This window comes from Janthinobacterium goodfellowi (assembly GCF_051380695.1).
In the GTDB taxonomy this organism is placed as follows: domain Bacteria; phylum Pseudomonadota; class Gammaproteobacteria; order Burkholderiales; family Burkholderiaceae_D; genus Janthinobacterium.
Window position 1 is genome coordinate 476,413 of record NZ_JBNYXN010000003.1, and the last position, 21,954, is coordinate 498,366.

General features: G+C 63.9%; 20 protein-coding genes. 4 read left to right on the forward strand and 16 right to left on the reverse strand.

The features are described from left to right. Positions 1-32 precede the first annotated feature (32 nt). The 10 genes from ACQ4WQ_RS14565 to ACQ4WQ_RS14610 all read right to left on the reverse strand — a co-directional run bounded on the left by ACQ4WQ_RS14565 (position 33) and on the right by ACQ4WQ_RS14610 (position 10,558). Positions 33-1,001 carry a substrate-binding domain-containing protein gene (locus ACQ4WQ_RS14565; RefSeq protein WP_436497970.1) on the reverse strand — a complete coding sequence of 323 codons (969 nt, stop codon included), beginning with the start codon at positions 999-1,001 and terminating at the stop codon, positions 33-35. Between the two features lie 61 nt (positions 1,002-1,062). Continuing rightward, complete coding sequence (locus tag ACQ4WQ_RS14570) at positions 1,063-2,070, reverse strand: ABC transporter permease (protein ID WP_436497972.1); 1,008 nt, start codon at positions 2,068-2,070, stop codon at positions 1,063-1,065. After that, on the reverse strand, positions 2,051-3,538 hold the full coding sequence (locus ACQ4WQ_RS14575) for a sugar ABC transporter ATP-binding protein (RefSeq protein WP_436497974.1): 1,488 nt from the start codon (positions 3,536-3,538) through the stop codon (positions 2,051-2,053). The genes ACQ4WQ_RS14570 and ACQ4WQ_RS14575 overlap by 20 nt, the downstream gene beginning before the upstream one ends. Further along, the gene (locus tag ACQ4WQ_RS14580) at positions 3,538-4,575 is read right to left on the reverse strand and encodes a LacI family DNA-binding transcriptional regulator (protein WP_436497976.1); all 1,038 of its coding nucleotides are present in this window, start codon (positions 4,573-4,575) and stop codon (positions 3,538-3,540) included. The genes ACQ4WQ_RS14575 and ACQ4WQ_RS14580 overlap by 1 nt, the downstream gene beginning before the upstream one ends. Before the next feature lie 148 nt (positions 4,576-4,723). After that, positions 4,724-5,320 (reverse strand): hypothetical protein, encoded by a 597-nt coding sequence (locus tag ACQ4WQ_RS14585; protein WP_436497978.1) that lies wholly within the window; start codon positions 5,318-5,320, stop codon positions 4,724-4,726. 28 nt (positions 5,321-5,348) lie between these two features. Then, complete coding sequence (locus ACQ4WQ_RS14590) at positions 5,349-6,260, reverse strand: glycerophosphodiester phosphodiesterase (protein WP_436497980.1); 912 nt, start codon at positions 6,258-6,260, stop codon at positions 5,349-5,351. Beyond that, the gene (locus tag ACQ4WQ_RS14595) at positions 6,235-7,875 is read right to left on the reverse strand and encodes a hypothetical protein (protein ID WP_436497982.1); all 1,641 of its coding nucleotides are present in this window, start codon (positions 7,873-7,875) and stop codon (positions 6,235-6,237) included. Before ACQ4WQ_RS14595 ends, ACQ4WQ_RS14590 begins: the two co-directional genes overlap by 26 nt. Before the next feature lies 1 nt (position 7,876). Next, positions 7,877-8,737, reverse strand: a complete 861-nt coding sequence (locus tag ACQ4WQ_RS14600) for a hypothetical protein (RefSeq protein WP_436497984.1) — start codon at positions 8,735-8,737, stop codon at positions 7,877-7,879. A gap of 28 nt (positions 8,738-8,765) precedes the next feature. Beyond that, on the reverse strand, positions 8,766-9,797 hold the full coding sequence (locus ACQ4WQ_RS14605; RefSeq protein ID WP_436497986.1) for a hypothetical protein: 1,032 nt from the start codon (positions 9,795-9,797) through the stop codon (positions 8,766-8,768). Then, positions 9,794-10,558 (reverse strand): hypothetical protein, encoded by a 765-nt coding sequence (locus ACQ4WQ_RS14610; RefSeq protein ID WP_436497987.1) that lies wholly within the window; start codon positions 10,556-10,558, stop codon positions 9,794-9,796. The genes ACQ4WQ_RS14605 and ACQ4WQ_RS14610 overlap by 4 nt, the downstream gene beginning before the upstream one ends. Before the next feature lie 175 nt (positions 10,559-10,733). Here ACQ4WQ_RS14610 and ACQ4WQ_RS14615 point away from each other — a divergent pair, with 175 nt between their 5' ends. From ACQ4WQ_RS14615 to ACQ4WQ_RS14630, 4 genes are all read left to right on the forward strand, one after another. After that, on the forward strand, positions 10,734-12,122 hold the full coding sequence (locus ACQ4WQ_RS14615; RefSeq protein ID WP_436497989.1) for a caspase family protein: 1,389 nt from the start codon (positions 10,734-10,736) through the stop codon (positions 12,120-12,122). Between the two features lie 85 nt (positions 12,123-12,207). Next, on the forward strand, positions 12,208-13,032 hold the full coding sequence (locus ACQ4WQ_RS14620) for a hypothetical protein (RefSeq protein WP_436497991.1): 825 nt from the start codon (positions 12,208-12,210) through the stop codon (positions 13,030-13,032). A gap of 46 nt (positions 13,033-13,078) precedes the next feature. Further along, complete coding sequence (locus ACQ4WQ_RS14625; RefSeq protein ID WP_326458921.1) at positions 13,079-13,810, forward strand: hypothetical protein; 732 nt, start codon at positions 13,079-13,081, stop codon at positions 13,808-13,810. 46 nt (positions 13,811-13,856) lie between these two features. Further along, on the forward strand, positions 13,857-15,122 hold the full coding sequence (locus ACQ4WQ_RS14630; RefSeq protein WP_436497993.1) for a DUF6445 family protein: 1,266 nt from the start codon (positions 13,857-13,859) through the stop codon (positions 15,120-15,122). Between the two features lie 140 nt (positions 15,123-15,262). On the opposite strand, the gene ACQ4WQ_RS14635 is transcribed toward ACQ4WQ_RS14630, so the two are convergent. The 6 genes from ACQ4WQ_RS14635 to ACQ4WQ_RS14660 form a co-directional block, all read right to left on the reverse strand. Further along, complete coding sequence (locus ACQ4WQ_RS14635; protein WP_035823672.1) at positions 15,263-16,204, reverse strand: LysR family transcriptional regulator; 942 nt, start codon at positions 16,202-16,204, stop codon at positions 15,263-15,265. Between the two features lie 93 nt (positions 16,205-16,297). Continuing rightward, positions 16,298-17,272 carry a glycoside hydrolase family 43 protein gene (locus ACQ4WQ_RS14640; protein ID WP_436497996.1) on the reverse strand — a complete coding sequence of 325 codons (975 nt, stop codon included), beginning with the start codon at positions 17,270-17,272 and terminating at the stop codon, positions 16,298-16,300. A gap of 4 nt (positions 17,273-17,276) precedes the next feature. Further along, a complete protein-coding gene (gene yjfF, locus ACQ4WQ_RS14645) occupies positions 17,277-18,251 on the reverse strand; it encodes a galactofuranose ABC transporter, permease protein YjfF (protein WP_436497998.1) in 975 nt (324 codons plus the stop codon). Continuing rightward, positions 18,248-19,333: an ABC transporter permease gene (locus tag ACQ4WQ_RS14650; RefSeq protein ID WP_436498000.1), complete on the reverse strand. Its 1,086-nt coding sequence runs from the start codon at positions 19,331-19,333 to the stop codon at positions 18,248-18,250. Before ACQ4WQ_RS14650 ends, yjfF begins: the two co-directional genes overlap by 4 nt. Next, positions 19,330-20,871, reverse strand: coding sequence for a sugar ABC transporter ATP-binding protein (locus ACQ4WQ_RS14655; protein ID WP_436498002.1), 1,542 nt, complete (start codon positions 20,869-20,871; stop codon positions 19,330-19,332). Before ACQ4WQ_RS14655 ends, ACQ4WQ_RS14650 begins: the two co-directional genes overlap by 4 nt. 9 nt (positions 20,872-20,880) lie before the next feature. Beyond that, positions 20,881-21,855 carry an ABC transporter substrate-binding protein gene (locus tag ACQ4WQ_RS14660; protein ID WP_326458927.1) on the reverse strand — a complete coding sequence of 325 codons (975 nt, stop codon included), beginning with the start codon at positions 21,853-21,855 and terminating at the stop codon, positions 20,881-20,883. Between the last annotated feature and the right edge of the window lie 99 nt (positions 21,856-21,954).

Below are 21,954 nucleotides of genomic sequence, written 5' to 3' on the forward strand. Positions count from 1 at the left end.
CCCCCAGGACTCTGGCCCTGGGGGAGGTTCAATTAAAAAGGCGAGTTCGGAAAGTAAAACTGCTTGGCGTTCTCGCGCGTGATCAGCACCGACGGGATGATCGTGTTGGCCGGCAATTTATCACCTTTCAGGCGCGCTTCCGTCGTCAGCTTGATGGCGTCGTACATGAACTTCGGCGAGTACGACACGTCGGCCACGATCAGCGGGTCGGAACCGTCCATGATCTTTTTCACCGCGCCCTTCGCGCCCGCGCCGCCGAACACTTGCTTGATGTCCGTCCGCTTGGCTTGCGCGATGGCTTTCTGCACGCCGATGGCCATGTCGTCATCGGCGGCCCAGACGGCGTCGATGTGCTTGAAGCGGGTCAGGTAATCCTGCATGACCTTGAAGGCATCGTCGCGGTTCCAGTTGCCATACTTGGCATCCAGGACCTTGATCTCGGGATGGCCCTTCATGACGGCAGAAAACGCGTCAAAACGCTCATTGTCGAGCGTGGTCGGCATGCCGCGCAGCACGACGATATTGCCCTTGCCATTCAGGCTTTTCGCCAGATATTCGGCCGGCAGCTTGCCGAAGGCCGTGTTGTCGCCCGCGATGTACGCATCCTGCGACTGTGTGTTCGTCAGGCCGCGGTCCACCACCGTCACGTACACGCCCTTGCTTTTCACCTGCGCGACGGGCTGCGTCAGCGAGGCCGATTCGATGGGGAAGATCACCAGGGTGTTGATCTTGTTCACCGTCAACATGTCCTGCAACTGGTTCGCCTGCTCGGGCGCCGTGGCGGCCGTCTTGACGATGATTTTCAGCCCCGGATGGGCTTTCTCGAGTTCCGCCTTGGCCTGGTTGGCCCACCACACGATGCCCGAGGTAAAACTGTGCGTGGCCGTGGGGATGGCCACGCCGACGACGAGCTTGTCAGCGGCCTGCGCCGGCCCCATCGGCAGCGCCCACGCCTGCATCACCAGCACTGCCATCCCTGCTACCCGTATAAAGCTCTTCATGCTGCTCTCCTCCAAGGTTGTGGGCGCCCGTTGGCCGCCCTTTCAGAACGCCGCTGTGTTTTTATTTGCGGCCTCGCTGCAGGAAGGCGACGGCGATAATCACCACGCCTTGCACTGCGGCATTCAGGTAGACACTGATGATGCTGGTCAAATTCAGGATATTGCTGATCACGGAGAGCAGGATGGCGCCGATGACGGTGCCGACGATGCGCCCTTCGCCGCCCTTCAGCGCCGTGCCGCCCACGACGACGGCGGCGATCGCTTCGAGCTCCCACAGCAAGCCCGTCGTCGGCGTGGCCGAGCCCAGGCGCGGCACGTAGAGCACCGTGGCGATGCCCACGCACACGCCCAGCAGCATGTAGGTGGCGATTTTCACTTTGTCGACATTGATGGCCGCGTAGCGCGCCACCTGCTCGTTGGAACCAATCGCCTGCACGTGGCGACCGAACGTGGTGCGGTTCAATATGATGGCGCCGGCCGCCGCGACGAACAGAAAGATCCAGATCGGGATCGGCGCGCCCAGCACGCTCGTGTAGTAGACGGGGCTGTACAGCTCGGACAGCGTGGCGTCCAGGGTCAGCGCGCCGCCATCGGCCAGATACGTGAGCACGGCGCGGAAGATGCCAAGCGTGCCCAGGGTCACGATGAACGGTTCAATATTGCCCTTGCTGATCAACAAGCCGTGCATCAGGCCGAAACCGGCACCGAGGATCAATGCCATGGCGATGCCCAGCACCAGCATGGTGATCGGCGCCAGCTCGCCGCCCGCCCCTTGCGCCAGCGCATTCATGAAATAGATCATGCAGCCGGCGATCAGGGCCGCCATCGAGCCGACCGATAAATCGATACCGCCGGAAATGATGACGAACGTCATGCCCACGGCGATGATGCCAATGAAGGCCGTGCGCGTGAGCACGTTCATCAGGTTATCCATAGTGGCGAAGTCGCCGTTGAGCAAGGTGCCCGCGATGCACAAAGATAACAAGCCCAGCACGGGGCCGAAACCCTTGATGCGCGCGCCGAATCGGGAGATTGGGGATACGGTGGTGTCAGTGCGTGCCGGTTGCATGGGCAATCAACTCCTCTTCGGTCAGGTGGTCAGCAGACAGGGTGGCTTGCAAGGTGCCGGCGCGCATCACGGCGACTCTGTGGCACAGGCCGATCAATTCGATCAGTTCCGATGAAATCACGATCACGGCGCGCCCTTCGGCGGCCAGACGGTGAATCAAAAAGTAAATGTCGCGCTTGGCGCCCACGTCCACGCCGCGGCTCGGCTCATCGAGCACGACGACGCGGGGGTCCGAATGCAGGTATTTGGCCAGCGCCAGCTTTTGCTGGTTGCCGCCCGACAGCATGCGCGCGCGGCTGTCGAGGTCGCCCGTGCGGATATTGAAATCCTCGACGGCCCTGGCCAGCGCCTGCTTCTCGCCCTTCACATCAAGCCAGGGCCGCGCATAGCGCTCCATCGTCATCATGGTGAGGTTTTCGCGCAAGCCCAGGTTCACGTGCAAGCCTTTTCCCTTGCGGTCTTCGCTCAGGTAGGTCATGCCGTGCCGCATGGCTTGCTTGGGGCTACGGATGTCCACGGGCTGGCCATTGAGATGGATCGTGCCCGCGCTGCGTGGGCGCAAGCCCAGCAGCGCCTCGAACGATTCCGTGCGCCCCGCGCCCACCAGGCCCGCAAAGCCCAGCACTTCGCCCGCGCGCACCTCGAACGACAGCGCTTTCGCCCAGCCGGGCACGTTCAAGCCATCGACCTTCAGCAGAATCGGGGCATCGGGCGCCAGCGCCACTTTCGCGGGGAACATGTCGGACAATTCGCGCCCCACCATCAGGTTCGCCATCTGCTGGCGCGTGAGGCTGGCCGTCGGCTCGCGCGTGACGAAACGCCCGTCGCGCATGACGATGACTTCGTCCGTGTTGCGCTCCACTTCGTCGAGCTTGTGGGAAATGTAGAGGATGGTGACGCCGTCCGCCTTCAGCTGGGCCATCACGGCGAACAAACGCTGGGTTTCCGACGACGTCAGGGTGGCGGTCGGCTCGTCCATGATCAAAAAGCGGGCGCGGCGCGACAGGGCCTTGACGATTTCCACCAGCTGCTTTTCAGCAACGATGAGGTCGCGGATTTTCGTGTCGGGCGACACGTCCAGGCCCACCTGTTTCAGGTAGCGCGACGCTTCCTCGCGCATGGCGGTCTCGTCGAGCAGCCAGCCGCGCGTCTTTTCGTGGCCGAGGAACATGTTTTGCGCCACCGTCAGGTGCTCGGCCAGGTTGAATTCCTGGTGGATCAGCACGATGCCGGCGGCCTCCGCCGCGCGCGAACTGGCAAAGCGGCGGGGCTGGCCATCGATCAGCAGCTGGCCTTCGCTCACGCCCTCGTAGCCGGCGAGGATTTTCATCAGGGTCGACTTGCCGGCGCCGTTTTCGCCCAGCAAACCATACACGCGCCCCGGTGCCAGGGTAAAACTGACGCCATGCAAGACGCGCACGGGGCCGAAATCCTTGCACACCCCTTCAAAACCGACGGCAACGCTCACTATGCACTCCCTCGCAAGACCAAGTTATGGTTGAGTAACACCCCAGGTACCTGTGCAGCGGGGTCCGCCAGCCGCTGCAGCAGCAAGCGCGCCGCCGTCTCGCCCAGCTCGCGCATCGGCTGCGCGATGGTGGTCAAGCCCGGATCGATCTGCGCGGCGATGGCGATATCATCGAAGCCGATCACGGCCACGTCTTCCGGCACGCGTTTTTTCAGCTGGCGCAGCGCGCTCAGCACGCCGATGGCCAGGGTATCGGAGACGGCAAAGATGGCCGTCGGCGCATCGGGTCCCGCCATCATCCGCAACGTGGCGGCCGTGCCCGCTTCGTAATCGAGGCTTTGCACCGTGTGCACCCACTGCGGCTGCACGGGCAAGCCGGCCGCCGCCAGGGTGTCCAGATAGCCTTGCTGGCGTTGCCGCGCGTACAGGTAGCGCTCATCGGAATTGATCAGGCCGATGCGCGTATGGCCGCGCGACAGCAGGTGCGCGACGGCGTCGGAGGCGGCCCGGTGGTTATCGATGCCGACATAGGGCACGGCCACGGCGGGGTCGAATTCGCAGCAGGCCACCCACGGCAGGCTGACGGATTCATGCGACAGGGCATGCTGCACCGTGTCCGGATCGAGGCAGATGGCGCCATCGGCGCGGTGCATGCGCAGCAAGTCGAAGTAGGAACGCTCGCGGCCCGCATCGGCGCCCGTGTCGCACAGCAATACAAAGTAGCCGTGTTCGCGCGCCACCGTATCGATACCGCGCACGATCTGCGCATAGAAAGGGTTGCCCACGTCCGGCACCATGGTGAGCAGCATGCGGCTCTCGGCCGTGCGCAGGCTGCGCGCCAGGTGGTTCATGCGGTAGCCGAGCGCGGCCACGGACGCGAGCACCTTGTCGCGCGTGGGCGCCCGCACGCCTGCCTGCTCGTTCATCACGCGCGAGACGGTGGCCACCGACACGCCCGCATGCGCGGCAACGGCGCTGATGGAGACGGTTTCTGTCGGCAGGGAAGACGGGACGGCTGGCGGCATGGGGCTTTTCATATAAATGTAATCGATTACATTTATAGGCCAACCGGGCGCGCGATGCAAACATTATCGATGCTGCAATGCGCAAAAAACAGGCAGGAAAAGAAAAAAAACGGAGACCGAACGGGGATAAAAACGGCCCTGTGCGGGCCGTCTGACGCAGCTACTTCTGGGCTTGGAAGGTGTTCTGCTGCACGGCAAAACCGGCGCGCACGGCGGCCAGGGCCGCCACCCACAGGATCAGCCCGGCACCGAGGCAGCCGACGGGATGGATGGGGCCATGGCGCACGGTGAACGGATAGCCGATGGCCCACACGCACAGGGCCATGCCGATGGCCACGTGGCGGCGCGCCTTGAACAGCCAGGCCAGCGGAAAGAAATGCAGGCCCACGATCAGGATCACGGCGGGGATGAACCACGCCTGCAAGCCCAGGTTTTTCAAGACGTTGCCGACGATGAAGATGGCGATCCATTGCCCCGCGTTCACGATATTGAACAGCCGGCCCGCGCGCTTCGCTTCCGGCGTCTGTTCCGCCGCCGCATGCGCTGCCCGGTGACGGCGGAACTGGCGCCACGCCAGCATGAACAGCAGGACGGTGATGGCAGCAATGGGCAGCAACCTTAAGGGATGCGCGCCATACGTCTGCACGCACCAGGCGGCCACCCACAGGCCGCCAAACAGGGAAAAGAACATGGCGCCGATGGCGCTGCGGGCAAGCGCGGCGGCAGGGTCGGTCTGTGTGGTCTGTGTCAGGGTCATGGCAAGGTCTCCCGGTCAATCAAAGTGATTACTTCATCATCGCGCAAAACGTTTCCGGATTGCCGTCAAGAATGACGCCGCTGGGCCAGCGGTGGCTGCGCTGCTGGGCACGCAGCAGGGACGCGGCCAGGGCCGAGTCGCCATCGACGGCATACACGAAGACGGGCATGTTCAGGCTGGCCGCATCGCCCAGCAAATTCGGATTGGCGTCGAGGCTGCGCGCATCCACGTGCACGCCCGTGGGCATGCCGATCTGCTGCTGCACGCGCTGCAGCCAGGGCTTGTCCAGCTTGGGCGGACGGGCATTTTTCGCGATATAGCGGCTGACCCGGTTGGCGCCGGCCGCCTGCGCATTGCGCGCATCAAACACGAGCAGGCCCAGGTAGCCTTGCGGATCGGCGCGGCGCGCACAGGCCAGGTTGTTCGGCACACCCGACGTCAAAAACCAGTTGCCGTGCTTGATGTTGGCGCGCAACTGCCCCACCAGCGTATTGATGGGCGCGCACGACGCCACGACGTCCTTGATTTCCGCATTCAGGGTCTTGGCCGGGAACGCGGTGGCCAGGTCGGCCACATCGCTGACGAACGGCGGCGTTTCCGCCGTGGCCACACCACGGTTCTTCATGCTGGCGGCGCGCCAGTCGTCGGCCGTCAATTGTTTCACGGTGCGGGGCGATCCTGTGTCGACGACCCGGCCCGTGAGCAGATCGTGGTGCACGACCCAGCTGCCGTCACCGAGCAGCTGCAAATCCGTCTCGACGCCGTCCCAGGTGCCGAAATACGTGTTGCGCAGCGCGCTCAGCGAGTTTTCCGGCGCATTGCCGGCGCCACGGTGGGCATGCACCTTCATGCCCAGGCAGTCGGCCTGCACGGCCGTACTGGCCATGCACAGCAGCAAAGCCAGGGCGGCCGCCTTACTTCTTTTCCGGGTGATAACCATATTCGAGTCCCTGCAAAATATTGATGCGGATCGCTTCGTTGACGGGGTAGCTGTAGCCCTGCCCCACCGCCACCACGTGCGTGATATTGGCCAGCAAGCCCTTGCCGGCGATTTGCCAGCGCGTGCTGTCGCCGTCGGCCTGGCGGTTCCAGTCCAGCATCTGGCGGAACAGCTCGCTCTTCGTGACATTGTTGTCCGACAGGCTGAAAATGCCCCAGGTTCCCAGGAAGGCGCCGGCCAGCACGCCCGTGGCGATCCAGGCGGAACGGCGGCTCAGCTGGCCATCGGCGCCCGCCTGCTCGCCCCGGCGCGCCGCCAGCACCAGCAAGCCCACGGTGGCGATCAGGTACAGCAGTTTCGAAAAGTGGCCAATGGCGCCCAAGAGCGAAAAGAACAGGGCGACGGGCGGCACGATGGCCGCGCGCGCCGCTTCCTTGCCCTCTGCATAATACTTGCCATTCACTTCGAAGTCGCTGCGGCTGGCGCGGTATTCGACCAGCTTTTCCGCCGTCTGGCGCGCGGCGAACTGGTCGAACAGACGGCTGAACTCGGCGGGACTCGCATACGCGTCCTGCACCACGGCGCCCTTGGGCAGCCGCAAGCCCTTGCCCGCCTCGCTGCCGTCGCCACCGTCCGGCCCGTCGCGCAGCACGGCCTGGATGCCGGGGCGCGCGACGAAGGCGGGGAAGGACAAGCCGGGCGGAATGCGGTCGCCCTTGATAGTCAACCCCTTGCCGGCCGCTTCCGACGCATAGCGGCGCTTGACGGCCAGGCGGAACGATAGCTGGTCGGCCGGGTGCCAGTTGGCCGACACGGGCACCTTCTTGCGCACATTGTTGACGACGGCCGCCTTGCGCCGCGCCGGCACGGAATGCGGCTGCCAGCCGTGACGCGACAGGCTTTGCCGGTAATCGTTCCACGCCGATTCCTGCTGCTGGCGCAAGCCCGCATCGTCGTCGGGAATGATACCCGAATACAATTTCCACTTGTCGTGCACTTCGCCGATCGCCTGCTGGTACTTGTCGTAGTAGCCGGCCGCGCCGCCGGCGATCTTGCGGACATTAAAGTTGATCAACTGTTCCTTGGCCGGTTCCATGCGCTCGTCGAGGTGGCCCACCGACACGGCCAGGAAGGGGAACAGGGCGAGGAAAGCCTTGCCTTCCGGCTTGGCAAACAGGGTGGGATCATCGACCAGGCCCTGCAATTGCAGGCTGCCGCCCACCAGCGAGCGCTGCATCAGGGTGGTGTTGAAGGCCAGGCGGCGAAATTGCGCATCGCGCGTTTCGACCAGCACCGTGACCGTGGTCTTCAGAATGCCGAACACGACCGCGGCCGTGGCAACGCAGCAAAAGACGATCTTTTTCCAGCTGGGGCCGCTGCCATTGTTCTTCAGGCGGCGGCGCCACATCAGCTGCAGCACCACCAGCGCGGCGGCGATGCCCGACAGGCTGCGGCCATAGAATTCCACGCCTTCCACGTCGTGCGGCTTGACGTCGCCGCCCACCACGTCGAGCAAACGGGCATTGAAGCCCAGCTCGCAGCACAAATAAATGATCGTCAGGACGATCAGGATCAAGGTCTGCCGGATTTGCAGACTGCGCAAACTCGCGGCCATCTTATTTCCTCAGATCGATGACGACGGGCTTGATCTCTTCAGCCTGGAAGATCATCGGCGCCGCAGGGGCAGCCGCCGCGCTGCGCGGGGCGGGCAGGCTGATGGCGGGCGCCGCCGCCCTGGCCGGGGTTTCCTGGCGGCGCGGCTTGGCGCTGGCGCGGCTGCCCGCTTTCGGCGCGGCGGCCGGGGCCGGGGCCGATGCCGGGGCTGGCGGGGCGGGAATCACGCGTCCGCTATCGCTGCCAGGCTGGGTGGCGATGATGGGTCCCGTGCCGCGCAAGCCGTCGTCGGCAAACGGCTGGGCGCGCGTATCGACGCCGGGCGGCACGGCCACGCTGGCGTTGAGCAGGCGGTTGTCCGTGTAGATCATGCGCGACAGGCGGTTGTAGTTGGGAAAGTCGATATTGAGCGATTTGGCATCCGCCGCCAGTTCCACGCGGGGGCGGTCCTTGCAATTGCCCACCGTCCACTGCAGCACGTCCGTGCCCTGGAACGCCAGCACTTCATAGCGGTAGGCGCAGCCGCGCTCCTGGGTTTCCACGATCACCACGGTGCGCTCGCCCACGTTTTCCACGCGCGCCACGCGGGCCGTGATCGCGTTGGCCAGCGGCACGACGCGAAACGCCTGCGACAGCTTGATCGAATACTTGCCTTGCGGATCCTTGCGCAAGGTCCCTTCCGTGCCGTCGCGCAGGCGGAAGGTGGACAGCGGCGTGCCGAACAGCTCGGCCGTATCGAGGCCCATCATCACGCCGCCACGGCCGTTCGGCGTCATGGCGCAGCCCGTCAACAGGATGCCGGCGGCCACGCTCAGGGCCAGTGTGCGCCAATGCGCGGATGCAAAATTCTTATACGTTGCCATACTTGATAACTTTCTCTTATTTCAGAATTCAGGGATTGATGACGGCCAGCGGATTGCCCGGGCCTGGCGGCGGCAAGACTTTCTGGCGGTTGCGCGACAGCACGGTGAAAGCGCCCAGGGTGTCCGGCCCGGCGACGATTTCCAGCTGCTCGCGCTGCAGCCAGGTGCGGATCTCCGCCTCCGTCGCCTCGGCGCGGAACAGCACGCGCGTGCGCACGCCCGTCTCGACGCCGCTGCGCTGCGGAGCACCATTGCGGAATTCCGCATTGCCGACAACTGCCTGATCTTTCGGCAGGAACAGCCAGGCCGATTGCACCACCATCACGCTGGCGGCCACGGCCGTGACGATCTTCAGCCAGCGGTTCGCATTGGCCGCCTTGACTGGCGTCAGCTGTGGCGCGGCGGCATCGGCCGAAGCGATCTGCAACTGCTGCAGCCCCTGGCGCAGCAGTTGCCGGTACGCCACGCGGCCATCCTTGCCCAGCTCGCTCGACAGCGGCGTGCCCGTCAAGGCGTAATCGTCGCCGGGCAAAGCCACGCGGGCGATGACGCCCGGCGCCGCCGTGGCCCCATTGGCACGGCCATGCGTTTCCAGCCAGCGCGCCGCCTGCAGGCGCTCCTGGCTGAACACGCCCAGGCAGGCGCCCAGGTCCGTCACGGCCACAGTGACCGGCATGTCGCACAGCACCAGGCCCGCGCGGGGATCGGCGGGCGCGTCGCGCTCCTCGACCACGAGGCCGCAGGCATCGGCATAGGACGCGTCCGGCGTGACGAGCCAGCCGCGCCAGCGCTGGCGCGTGCTGTCCCAGGTGTCGAGCAGCACGGCGCCAAAGCCGGGGCAACGCGCCAGCAGGTGGATCTGTCCGCCCGCGATGGGCCGCCCGGCCAGGGGCGCCGCGTCGCTGCGGCGCGCAAAGCGTTCCATCAGGTGATCCGGCACGGCAATGCCGCGCCAGTCGGGGCTAGTGCCCGCCACATCCGCGTCCAGCAGCTCGGCGGAAGTCGGGGGCGATGGCAGGCGCGCGGCAACGATGGCCAGCGAGGGCGTCAATGCAGTCATGCCGTTGGCCTTTCATCAGGGTTCGGGTGGGTGGACACGGGGTCCATGTGCAGGGATAACGCGGCCACGCACAGAATATCCAAAACTATTTGCGCCGCCTGCATATCGCGCGCGCCCAGGGCATCGCCCACGCGCAGCTTGAGCAGGGTCAAGACCCAGCTGCCCAGCAAGGTGGCGCGGTGGGCCGGCTCGACGATCTGCCGTCCCGCGCTGGCGGGATCGCCCTTCTGCCGGTGCACGAGGCCTAATTTTCCGCCGTGGTAATGCGCGGAAGCGATCTGCTCGGCCAGTTCCCTGACGGGCATGCCGCCGCAGCCGCAATGGCGCAGCAGCAAGATCAAATCCTGCGGCAAGGTGGCGATAAAAACGTCGGCCGCGTCGCGCACTTGCTGCGGCGTGAGCTGGTAGTCGCGCAGCGGCGCGGCATAAGAGTCGGGCGCCTGCAGCTCGCAGCCCTCTTGCGCATCGGCATCGTCGTCATCGCGCTGCTTGCGCAACTGGTCGATGATGAAACGCTTGAAGTACAGGAACAAGGCGCCGACGTGGTGGGGCGCGGCGTCGCTGTCGCCGTGCAGGACTTTTTCAATGAAAAACTGGTGGCGCAAGTCGGCCAGCGTATCGCCCAGCGAGGCCGCCTCGCGCGGGCGGCACGGCGTCAGCGCGGCGATGACGCGCTGGTAAAACTCGCCCAGTTCGCCTTGCGACAGCCGCTGGCGGCGCGTCCAGAAGTCATGAATGCGTTCAAATTGTTCCGATTGCACAGCCGGTCCGATCTTGGGTTGGGCGCCACGCGCCACTGGCCGGCGGCGATGTACACCGTGCGCTGGCCAGACAAGAGAAACTTGTCAGTAAGGTAAAATGCATTTAGGCAATTTTCTCATATCACAGTAAAAATCGCTAACTTTTGTTACTTTCACGACAATTCCCGAGACGCCGATGCATCGCCTGATTTCCCTGTTTTTCAGCCTGTTCTTTTTACTGCTCAGCAACGTCGCGCACGCCGCCGCGCCTGCGGCTCCCGGCAAGCGCATCGCCCTCGTGATCGGCAACGCGGCCTATCCCCAGCCCCTGTTAAATCCCGTGAACGATGCGCGCGCCATGGCCGAGCGCCTGCGCCGCCTGGGCTTTGAAGTGCTCTTGCGCACGGACATCAATGCGGTGCAGCTGCAAAAGGCGTCGGCCGAGTTTTCCACGCAGGCGCGCGGTGCCGATATCGCCCTCGTGTTTTACGCGGGCCACGGCGCGCAGGCGGGCGAAGCCAATTATGTGCTGCCGCTGGGCGCGAACATGAATGCGCTGAGCGCGTCCGCCATCGCCGCGCAGGGCGTGTCCGTGTCCAGCCTGGCGGGCGACCTGCAGCGCACGGGCGCGCGCGGCGCCGTGCTGATCCTCGACGCTTGCCGGCAGGAATATACGCGCGGCGGCGCCGTGATGGTCCCGGGCGGCGGCAACGCGGCCAGCCACGGCTTTGCCGACACGCAAGCGCCACGCGGCGTGGTGATCGCCTATTCGGCCGGTCCCGGCGCCCTGGCGCGCGATTTCTGGTCGCCCGATTCGCGCAACAGCCCGTACACCAGCGCCCTGCTCGACGCGCTCGACGCCCCGGGTCTGCCGATGAGCGACGTGTTTTCGCAAGTGGCGGCCAGGGTCGCCGCCATGACGCACGACGTGCAAAAACCGCGCGTGTCGTTCGGCGAAACGTCGGCGCGGCTGGTGCTGAACATGGGCAGCGGCAAGGGCCTCAGCCCGCCGGCACCGGGCGTGCTGGCCGGCGCGCAAGGACAGGGCGGCATGCGCGCACCGGTCCCGGCGCCTGCGCCAGCGGTGGAAAAGCCGGCCGCCCCCGGCGCCAAGGTATGGCCAGGCAACGTACTGCAAGACATCAACTATGAAATCCGCATGCAGATCGCGGCCCGCCCGTTTCCCCGCCAGCAGCTGGAAAAGCGCGCGCGCGGCGGCGATCTGGTGGCGCTGACGGCGCTCGGCTACGGCATCGGCGGCGGCGATGCGGGCATCAAACAGCCGAAGGCGGGCATGCAGTGGCTGGAAAAGGCGGCCGCGAAAGACTTTCCTATCGCACAGACCTATCTGGCCGAATTGCTGATGGTCAAGGGCGACCCGGCGTCATTGAAACGGGCGGGCGTGCTGCTGGACGCCGCTTCACAAGCCGGCTACAGCCCCGCCCACGCCTACCAATTCGACCTGGCGCGGCGCACGGGCGCGCCGCCGCAGGACGCGGCCCGCCATCTGCAGGATGCCTTCATGGGCTTGATGAAGGATTACCAGGGCGCCGCCAAGGACATGATGCAGCCGCCGAAAAAATAACTCAAAATAATTTTGGATTTCCCTGAACTGCCCCCGTTATCCGTGGGTACATGCAATACAGCATGACAGTGACCAGGGAAATCTTATGCACACATCCAGCCCGGCAGCAACCATTACCACCGGCCAACGGGGCCGCATCCTCGCCTACCAACCGAACGGACAAGGTTCCGTCAGCGTGGCCGGCATCCAGCATGCCTTCGACGTGGCCACCCATTGGCGCTCGGACGTGGCGCCCGCCATCAACGCCGTCGTCGACGTGCGCTTCGATGACGCCGGCGGCCTCGCCACTGTCACGGCCATTCCCGCCCAGCAACTGGCGCAGGAAGACATGGCCGGCGCCGCCAAGCTGGCGCGCGACAAGGGCCAGCAACTGTGGGGCCGGGCCGTCTCGGCGCTCGGCGTCAAGGTGCTGGGGGCTCTTGGCGTGCTGATCGCCGGCGCCTTCATCTTCAACACCATCGGCATCCGTTTGTTCGCCTCCGTCTCGCGCACCTATTGGCAGCTGCTGGGCCTGTCCGCGGACAGCCTGGAAAGCTTTGCCCGCGATGGCGGCAGCGGTTTTACCTCGGCCCAGTTTTTCTTCCTGCTGGCCATTGCCGCCTGCTGCGCCACCATGGCCAGCAGCCACCCGAAAGCGGCGCTGGGCAAGTGCGCGCCGCTGCTGTTCATCGTCCTCCACAGCAGCTTGCTGTTCATCAAGATCAAGGGCGCCGTCAGCGACGCGGGCAACGCCATGGGCGGCATCATGGGCAGCCGCGCGGCCCGCATGGCCGAACAGATGGCCAGCGAAATGCTGGGCCAGGTGTGGCAGGGACTCTCGTTCGGCATCGGCTTTTACCTGGTGCTGGCGTCTTCCATCGTCCTGGCCGCTTACGGCGTCGGCGAATACAAGCGCAAAACCATCGGCTAAGTCACCCACTCTCCACTTACTTTCCACTTACTTTGAAGGAAATATCATGCACCGTACCCTGCCCGCCCTGCTCGCCATCGCCATCCTGCTGTCCGCCTGCGGCAAGCCCTCCGAGAATGCAACGCCTGCGGCGTCGACGCCCGCCACCAGCGTGGCCGACATGGCTGCCAAGGCCCAGGTAAAAGCGGCGGCCGCCAGCCTGCCGCAAGCGGACCCGGCCACGCCAAGCGCCAGCTATGTCGACATCACGAGCGGCAACCAGCTGATGTACAGCTACATCGCCCTGTCCGGCGTGCCGCCCGACTACGCGGCCGTGGCGCAGCGCATCTCGCGCGAATATGCGGGCAGCAACGACGCCTTCCGCAAGCAGGAAGTGCTCGACGCGCTGAAACCGCAAATCGACGCCAAGGTCAATGAAGCCAGGACGAAACGCTACCTGCGCTATCAGATCAACGGCCAGGGCGCGCTGTCGCCGTACGCGATGGACAAGGCCGCCTTCCCCGCCAAGTTCGCCGAAGCGGGCACGTATTACTACATGTACGACAACGGCGACTACAAGCTGGCATTTACCAACGGCGACGGCTACTCGCTGCTGAAGGTGGACCAGGAGGCGGCGCGCAAGATCGAGGCGGCGCGCAGCGGCTACAAGGATTTCGCCATCGTCGTGTACGCCTACGCCCAGGAAGCGGACATGGGCAGCAACCAGGTCAAGGCGCAGATCGTCAAGGTGGCGATCAAGCTGAACGGACAGGAAATTCCTGTCAGCCAGGCACTGTAGAACGAGCTCGGTTACACTGTTCGCCACATTGCATCGGGATAGCGACATGGGCGAACAGACACTGGCGGAACAACAGCTGGCCAAGGGCCGGCAACTGCAGCAGCAAGGCAAGCTGATCGAGGCGATCAATGCCTACCAGGCTGCTTACAAGCAAGATCCGGCCCTGGCCGAAGCGCAGCATTTCCAGGGCCTGGCGATGCTGGAGCTGGGCCAGGGCACCATCGGCCTGGGCCTGTTGAAACTGTCGCTCAAGCAACAGCCCGACAATGCCCTGTTCCACTACAACCTCGGTAACGTGCTGCGCGGTACGGACAGCGAAGCGGCGCTGGCCAGCTACGCCACGGCGGCGCGGCTGGCGCCGCACGAACACGATTTCGCCATCAGCCATGCCGAATTGCTGATGGGAAAACAGCGGCTGATGGAGACCATCGCCGAACTGGAACGGGCCCACGCCCTGCGCCCGCAGCGCTGGCAAACCCTGCAAGGCCTGGCCGAACTGTATTACCGCACGGGACAGCAGGAACTGGCCTTGGCCCGCTACGCGCAAGCGCTGGCCTTGCACCCGGCACTGGCGCAAACCTGCCGCATCGGCTTTGCCAGCCCGCAAGCGGAACAGGCAGAAACTTTGACACCGATCAACGTCGCGCCATCGCTGCAGGAATTCCTGCGCGAAACGGATTTACACATCCTCGACGATTTCCTGCCCGATCCGGCCGCCTGGCGCGCCCAGGCGCTGGCGCTGCCGTTCGAGCAACAGCGCTATGCGGGACAGAATTATCCGGGCAGCCAGACGGCGGGCCAGCCCAGCCAGGCCATCATGGAGCGCATCGCCACGGCGCTGGGCTGCCCCATCCGTTTTATCTCGCCCGACAACGGCTCGTATCGCCTCAGCTATGCGGACGCGATGGCGCGCACGGATATCCACGTGGACAACGAGACGGGCAATAATTTCAATTTCTATGCGGGCGTGCTGTACCTGAACCCGCCCGAACAGTGCCAGGGCGGCACCACGTTCTGGCGCCACCAGCCCAGCGGCTGGTACCGGCGCTTGCCCGAGGCGGACGTCAAGGCGGGCGGCTACGCCAGCTTCAAGGATTTCCAGAAACGCTGGCTGCCGAACAGTAAAGTGCAGAAATTCAACGACTTACAGGAACAGCGCGACAGTTGGCAAGCGCTGCTGGAAGTGCCGATGCGCCACAACCGCCTGATCGTATACAAGGGCCACTACTTTCACTCGATCAGCAATGTGTTTGGCGATACGCCGGAGAATGGCCGGCTGGTGCAGCTGTTTTTCTTTGAAGTGCCCGATTGAACTTGCTTATTCGTAGTAAAAATCGCCGAAGTCGTTGACGGCGCCGAAGAAAATGTTCAGGGCTAGGCGCCGTGCCGCAGGCAGTACGAATGTACGACAAGGCACGGCAACAACACCATGGACGTTTTATTCGGTGATCGTCAATACATGTCCGCAGCCGTGGCGCGTACAGCCTTCAACAACATGTCCGCCCCCGGCGACAACAGATGATCCTGCTGGCGGATGATGCCGAACGCATCCATCTTGCACGGCAGTTCGATGGGCAAAATGCTCAGCACGTTCAGCGATTCGTAGTAATGGGCCACTTCCGTCGGCATCACGTGCAGGGAATCCGTCTGCTGCAGCAGGGACGTGATCAAGAGCAAGGCGGTCGTGTCGACCACGTCCACGGGCGGCTCCAGGCTGGCGCGGCGGAACATCATGTCGAAGCGGTGGCGCAGGATGCTGCCTTGCGGCGGCAAGATCCACGGCTGGCCCGCCAGGTCCTTCAATTGCAGATTCTTGCGCGACAGCAGCGGGTGGCCATTGCGCGCCACGGCGCTGGCCGGCTCTTCCGTCAATTCTTCATAGATGAGGCCGGCGCTGCTTTCCTTTTCCAGGATGCGCCCGATCATGAAGTCCAGCGTGCCGTGCTGCAGCATGTCCATCAGGGTGTTGCTGTGCTCCAGATGTACGCCGATGCGCATCAGCGGCGCCTGCTGCTTGATGCGGGCAATCGCGCGCGGCAGCAAGGCCATGGCCGGCGTCATGATGACGCCCACTTCCACCTGGCCCGTCAGGCCTGACTTCAGGGCGACGATGTCGTCATGCGCCAGCGACAGACTCGTCAGCGCCATGCGCGCGTGGCGTATCATCGTTTCGCCGTAGATGGTCGGCTCCATGCCGCGCGGCAACCTGTCGAACAGGCGCACGTCCAGCATCTCTTCCAGGTCCTTGATTTGCTTGGACGCGGCCGGCTGCGTCATGTGCAATTCTTCCGCCGCGCGATGGATGTTGCGCTGCTCGTCAAGGGCGATCAACAGCAGCAATTGCCGCGTCTTCAGGCGGGCTCGCAAGAACCAGTTGGGGTTGAGGGTATCCATGAATAAATCATATCATGATCGATATCGGTTTTAGCTCAATATCGATGTTATAGATATCGGTGTGTCTCCTTTTTGTGCGTGGTCAACGAGCGGTCACGATGCCTTGCAGGCGGCGCTCGGGTTGGCAGCCGGACCAGCCGTCTGATGGATGAATTCGATCGTGCCGTCCGGCTTGTATTTCAGCTCTTCCACGGCCACGGAACGCCGGTATTCTCCGCCGCCGGGCAGCTTGTCGTTGTGATAGAAGATGTAGGACTTGCCGTTGAACTCGATGATGGCCTGGTGGATGGTTTTCACGACGGCATTCTTGTCCATGATGGTGCCGCGGAAATGCCACGGCCCCGTCGGCGTGGGGCCCGTCGAGTACGCCGTTTCTTCGGGGAAGTTACGCGAGTACGACAGGTAATACGTGCCCGCATGCTTGTGCATATACGCCGCTTCCGTGAACGCATCCATGCCGAAGGTCAGAATCGGGCCATCGAGTTCCGTCATATTGGCTTTGAGCTTGGCGTATTTCAAGACCGTGTTGCCCCAGTAAAGATAGGCCTGGCCATCCGTATCGATGAAGACGGCCGGGTCGATGTCGTCCCACGGGATCGCCGTCTGTTTCGTCATGTCGTTCGTGATCAGGGCGCTGCCGCGCGCGTCGACGAAGGGTCCCGTCGGGCTGTCCGACACGGCCACGCCGATGGCTTTGCCGGGGATGGTCTTGTGGTCGACGGTCGAATAGAAATAGTATTTGCCGCCGCGCTTGACGATGTCGCCCGCCCACGCATCCTTGCCGGCCCAGGCAAAAGTTGAAAAGCGCACGGGCGAGCCGTGGTCGGTCCAGTTCGCCATGTCGCACGAGGAATACACGCGCCATTCATGCATGCGGTAATCCGTATCCGTGGCGCTCGCTTCATCGTGGCCGACGTACAAATACACGCGGCCATTATCGACCAGCGCGGCCGGGTCGCCCGTGTAGATATTTTTCACGATGGGGTTGGCCGCCTGCACGCCGCATGCCGCGCAGGCGAGCGCCAACGCCATGCCGATGGTGGCGGCAAGTGTGTGTTGCTTGAACATCAGATTAACTCCCCTTGGTATTTTTCTGGCCCATGGCCATCAGTCTTTGCACGACGCAAAAGACGAACAGCAGGCCGCCGATGACGATCTTGGTCCACCACGAGCTGAGCGTGCCGTCGAAGGCGATCAGGGTCTGGATGGTGCCCAGCACGAGCACGCCGGACAGGGCGCCCGCCACGTAGCCATAGCCGCCGCTGAGCAGGGTGCCGCCGATGACGACGGCGGCAATCGCGTCCAGTTCCGTGCCTTGCGCATGCAAGCCATAGCCGGACAGCATGTAGAACGAAAACAGCACGCCACCGAGCGACGCGCAAAAGCCGCTGAAGGCATAAATGAAGACCTTGGTGCGGCCCACGGGCAAGCCCATCATCAGGGCCGACTGCTCATTGCCGCCGATCGCATACACGGCGCGGCCGAACGGCGTGGCGTGCGCCAGCCAGATGGCCAGCAGCAGGGTCAGCACGGCAATGACGACGCCGGGCGAGACGAAGCCGCCGAGAAAGCCCAGTTGCGTCTGCGACATGGCGACGAACAGCGGATCGGCGATGGTGATGGAGTTGATGCTGATCAAATAGCACAAACCGCGCGCCAGAAACATGCCGGCCAGGGTGACGATGAAGGGCTGCAATTTGAAATAATGGATCAGCGCGCCCATGCCGGCGCCAAACACGGTGCCCAGCGCGAGCACGGTGGCGATCACCAGGAGCGGCGGCCAGTGCGCCACGTTGAGCAGCCAGGCGGCGATCATGGTCGACAGGGCCAGCACGGAACCGACGGACAGGTCGATGCCGCCGGAGACGATGACGAAGGTCATGCCGACGGCGATCACCAGCAAAAAGGCGTTATCGATCAACAGGTTAAAGATCACTTGCGTCGACAGCAAGCCCGGGTAGGCGGCGCCGCCCAGGCCCAGCATCACCACCAGCAGCAAGACCGTGACGAGCGAGGTGAAATACGGGGTGTGCAGCAAGCCCTTCATGCTTTTCTCCGATGCAGCAATTGCTTGAATTCCGACGATTGCGACAGGCAGACGAGGAAGACGACGACCGACTTGACGACCATGTTTACTTCGGGCGGCACGCCGAGCGAATAAATCGTGTAGGTCAGGGTCTGGATGATGAGCGCGCCGATCATGCTGCCGACCAGGCTGAACTTGCCGCCCGCCAGCGAGGTACCGCCCAACGTCACTGCCAGGATGGCATCGAGTTCCAGCATCAGGCCCGCATTGTTGGCGTCGGCGCTCTTGATGTTCGAGCTGATCATCAGCCCCGACAGGCCCGCGCAGGCGGCGCAAAAGACGTAGACGAAAAAGATCAGGGTCGCCGTCCGGATACCCGCCAGGCGCGCGGCGACGGGGTTGATGCCGACGGACTGGATGAACAGGCCCAAAGCGGTTTTCCGCATCAGCACGGCGGTAATGATAAACACGGCCGCGACGAGGAACAGCGAGAAGGGCAAACCGAACAGATAACCGCTGCCGATGAAGAAGAACGGCTGATAGTAGACGGTGACGATCTGGCCATCCGTCAGCAATTGCGCCAGGCCACGCCCGGCCACCATCAGGATCAGGGTCGCGACGATGGGCTGCAAGCCCAGGCCGGCCACCAGCACGCCATTCCAGGTGCCGCACAGCAGCGCCGCACCCAGGGCCGCCGCCAGGGCCCAGCCCATGGGGATATTGCTCACGTAGGTCGGCACGCCGTTCTCCATCACCATGGTGCCGCCGATCAGCATGGCGGCCACGGTGCCGGACAGGGCCACGACGGCGCCCACGGAAATGTCGATGCCGCGCGTGGCGATGACGAGGGTCATGCCCAGGGCCGCCAGCATCAAGGGCGCCGCGCGGTTGACGATGTCGATCACGCTGCCGTACAGGTGGCCGTCTCGAATTTCCAGATGGAAAAAGCCGGGGATGGCAAAAAGATCGACCAGCAGCAGCAAGCACAGCGCGGCCAGGGGCCGGCTCAGGGAGTGGTGTAAAACGGTATGCACAATGGAAGAATCCGTGGTGGCAGCCGCCCGCGCCGCAGGGGCGGCGGGCGACGATGTGGTCATGCTCATGCTGTCTCTCCGGCAATCACTTGCAGCACGGAACTGTCATCGAGCTCGCCGCGCGCATAGTCGCCGCACGCCTTGCGGTCGCGCATGACCAGAATACGGTCGCTGCAGCGCAGCACTTCGGGCAGTTCGGACGAGATGAACAGGATGGCCATGCCCTTGCGGCACAGCTTGCTGACATAGCTCATGATTTCCTGCTTGGCGCACACGTCGATGCCGCGCGTCGGTTCATCGAGAATCAGCATGGCGGGCGAGGTCACCAGCCAGCGCGCCAGCAAGGCTTTTTGCTGATTGCCGCCCGACAGGCTGCCGATCGGCGTTTCGATGCTGGCCGTCTTGATGCCCAGCGCCTTCACGTATTCGTCGGCCAGCGCCTGCTGGCGCTTGAACGGGATGGCGCGCAGCAAGCCCGTGCGGGCTTGCAAGGCCAATATGATGTTTTCGCGCACGGACAGCGACAAAATCGCCCCCTCATGCTTGCGGTCTTCCGAGCAAAAACCGATGTCGCGGGCAATCGCGTCGCGCGGCACATTGAAGTGGCGCGGCTGGCGCTGCATGGTGATCGTGCCCGAGTCGGCCTTGTCGGCGCCAAACAGCAAGCGCGCCAGTTCCGTGCGGCCCGAACCGAGCAAGCCAGCCAGGCCCAGCAATTCACCCTGGCGGATGTGGAAATCCATGGGCAGCAAGGCGCCCTTGCGGCCCAGCCCTGTTGCTTCCAGCACGTTCGGACCGAAGCTGGCCGCGCCCGCTTCTTGCGCCAGGTCGAGTTCTTGCGCTTGGGTATCGGCCGCCACGCCGATCATTTTATTGACCAGCGCCAGGCGCGACAGTTCGCTGCACGCATACTCTCCTTCGCGCTCGCCATTGCGCATGACAGTGATGCGGTCGGAAATGGCGTAGGTCTGGTCGAGAAAGTGGGTCACGAACAGGATCGCCATGCCCTGCTCGCGCAGGCGGCGCAGCACGGAAAACAGCAGATGGACTTCCGCCTCGTCCAGGCTGGACGTGGGTTCGTCGAGGATCAGCACGCGGGCCGAAATGTTCAGCGCGCGCGAGATGGCCACCATTTGCTGGATGGCCAAGGGAAAACTGGACAATTGCGCGGTGACGTCGATATCGATCTGCAACTGCTGCAGCAAGGCACGCGCCTGTTGCTGCATGGAACGCCAGTCGATAGCGCCAAAGCGGCGCGGATAGCGGCCGATAAAGATGTTTTCCGCCACCGACAGATTCGGACACAGATTGACTTCCTGGTACACGGTGCTGATGCCGAGCGCCTGCGCGTCCGAGGTGGAGGCGGGGGCGATGGGCTTGCCGTCGAGTAAAATCTGGCCGCTGTCGGGCGTGTAGACGCCCGTCAGCACCTTGATCAGGGTCGATTTCCCGGCGCCGTTTTGCCCCATCAGGGTGTGCACTTCGCCCGGATACAGGCGCAGGGCAACATCGCTGAGGGCTTTGACGCCGGGAAAGGCTTTGCTGATGCCGCGCAACTCCAGCAAGGGAGCTGGCGCGGCAGTGTGATGCGCTTGCGTCTTCATCATGCGGCAAGCTTAGTACTTACGGTTCGGAAATTCCTTGGCGGCCACCTCGGCAGGGAACACGCCTTCCACCGTCGTGATGCGCGCCGGCACGGGCTTGCCGGCCACCACATCGCGGGCGATGGACATCAGTTGCGGGCCCAGCAGCGGGCTGCACTCGACGGTGACGTTCAGCTTGCCGGCGATCATGGCCTCGAACGCGCCTTTGACGCCATCGATCGAGATGATGATGATGTCCTTGCCCGGCTTCATGCCCGCTTCTTCGATGGCCTGGATGGCGCCGATGGCCATGTCGTCATTGTGCGCATACAAGACGTTGATCTTCTTGCCTTCGGCCTTGAGGAACGCTTCCATCACTTCCTTGCCCTTGGCGCGCGTAAAGTCGCCCGTTTGCGAACGGATGATCTTCAGCTTGGGATTCTTGCCGATGACTTCCTGGAAGCCTTCCTTGCGGTCGATGGCCGGCGCGGAACCGACCGTGCCTTGCAGTTCGACGATGTTCAGTTGCGCATCCGGGGTTTTCTTGGCGTACTCGAGCAGCCATTGACCGGCGCGGCGGCCCTCTTCCACGAAGTCGGAACCGATGAAGGTCACGTACAGCGACTTGTCGGCCACGTTGACGGCGCGGTCCGTCAGGATGACGGGAATCTTGGCAGCCTTGGCTTCGCGCAGCACCGTATCCCAGCCCGATTCCACGACCGGCGAGAAGGCTATCACGTCGACTTTTTGCGCGATGAACGAGCGCAGGGCCTTGACCTGGTTTTCCTGTTTTTGCTGCGCATCGGCAAATTTCAGGGTGACGCCGTCTTTCTTAGCCGCCTCCTTGATGGAGACGGTATTGGCAGTGCGCCATTCGCTCTCGGCGCCGACCTGCGAAAAGCCCATGACGAGGGGCTTGGCGGCAAACGCGGACGAGGTAGCGAAGGTGGTGGCGGAAAAGGCCAGCAGCATGGCGCTGGCGAGGAGGGTGCGGCGGCTCAATGTCATTCTTGTCTCCAGTTTTTTATTGGAATACCATCACAGCCGGATGCCGGATGGGCGGTTTTTTATGAACCCATGGTAGGAGAAAGCAACATAGCCATCCAA

Coding starts and splice junctions, on each gene's coding strand:
- ACQ4WQ_RS14650 (WP_436498000.1), bottom strand. CDS start 19,333: ATGAGCATGACCACATCGTCGCCCGCCGCCCCTGCGGCGCGGGCGGCT.
- ACQ4WQ_RS14655 (WP_436498002.1), bottom strand. CDS start 20,871: ATGATGAAGACGCAAGCGCATCACACTGCCGCGCCAGCTCCCTTGCTG.
- ACQ4WQ_RS14605 (WP_436497986.1), bottom strand. CDS start 9,797: ATGACTGCATTGACGCCCTCGCTGGCCATCGTTGCCGCGCGCCTGCCA.
- ACQ4WQ_RS14615 (WP_436497989.1), top strand. CDS start 10,734: ATGCATCGCCTGATTTCCCTGTTTTTCAGCCTGTTCTTTTTACTGCTC.
- ACQ4WQ_RS14600 (WP_436497984.1), bottom strand. CDS start 8,737: ATGGCAACGTATAAGAATTTTGCATCCGCGCATTGGCGCACACTGGCC.
- ACQ4WQ_RS14565 (WP_436497970.1), bottom strand. CDS start 1,001: ATGAAGAGCTTTATACGGGTAGCAGGGATGGCAGTGCTGGTGATGCAG.
- ACQ4WQ_RS14630 (WP_436497993.1), top strand. CDS start 13,857: ATGGGCGAACAGACACTGGCGGAACAACAGCTGGCCAAGGGCCGGCAA.
- ACQ4WQ_RS14620 (WP_436497991.1), top strand. CDS start 12,208: ATGCACACATCCAGCCCGGCAGCAACCATTACCACCGGCCAACGGGGC.
- ACQ4WQ_RS14595 (WP_436497982.1), bottom strand. CDS start 7,875: ATGGCCGCGAGTTTGCGCAGTCTGCAAATCCGGCAGACCTTGATCCTG.
- ACQ4WQ_RS14660 (WP_326458927.1), bottom strand. CDS start 21,855: ATGACATTGAGCCGCCGCACCCTCCTCGCCAGCGCCATGCTGCTGGCC.
- ACQ4WQ_RS14640 (WP_436497996.1), bottom strand. CDS start 17,272: ATGTTCAAGCAACACACACTTGCCGCCACCATCGGCATGGCGTTGGCG.
- ACQ4WQ_RS14570 (WP_436497972.1), bottom strand. CDS start 2,070: ATGCAACCGGCACGCACTGACACCACCGTATCCCCAATCTCCCGATTC.
- ACQ4WQ_RS14625 (WP_326458921.1), top strand. CDS start 13,079: ATGCACCGTACCCTGCCCGCCCTGCTCGCCATCGCCATCCTGCTGTCC.
- ACQ4WQ_RS14585 (WP_436497978.1), bottom strand. CDS start 5,320: ATGACCCTGACACAGACCACACAGACCGACCCTGCCGCCGCGCTTGCC.
- ACQ4WQ_RS14580 (WP_436497976.1), bottom strand. CDS start 4,575: ATGAAAAGCCCCATGCCGCCAGCCGTCCCGTCTTCCCTGCCGACAGAA.
- yjfF (WP_436497998.1), bottom strand. CDS start 18,251: ATGAAGGGCTTGCTGCACACCCCGTATTTCACCTCGCTCGTCACGGTC.
- ACQ4WQ_RS14590 (WP_436497980.1), bottom strand. CDS start 6,260: ATGGTTATCACCCGGAAAAGAAGTAAGGCGGCCGCCCTGGCTTTGCTG.
- ACQ4WQ_RS14635 (WP_035823672.1), bottom strand. CDS start 16,204: ATGGATACCCTCAACCCCAACTGGTTCTTGCGAGCCCGCCTGAAGACG.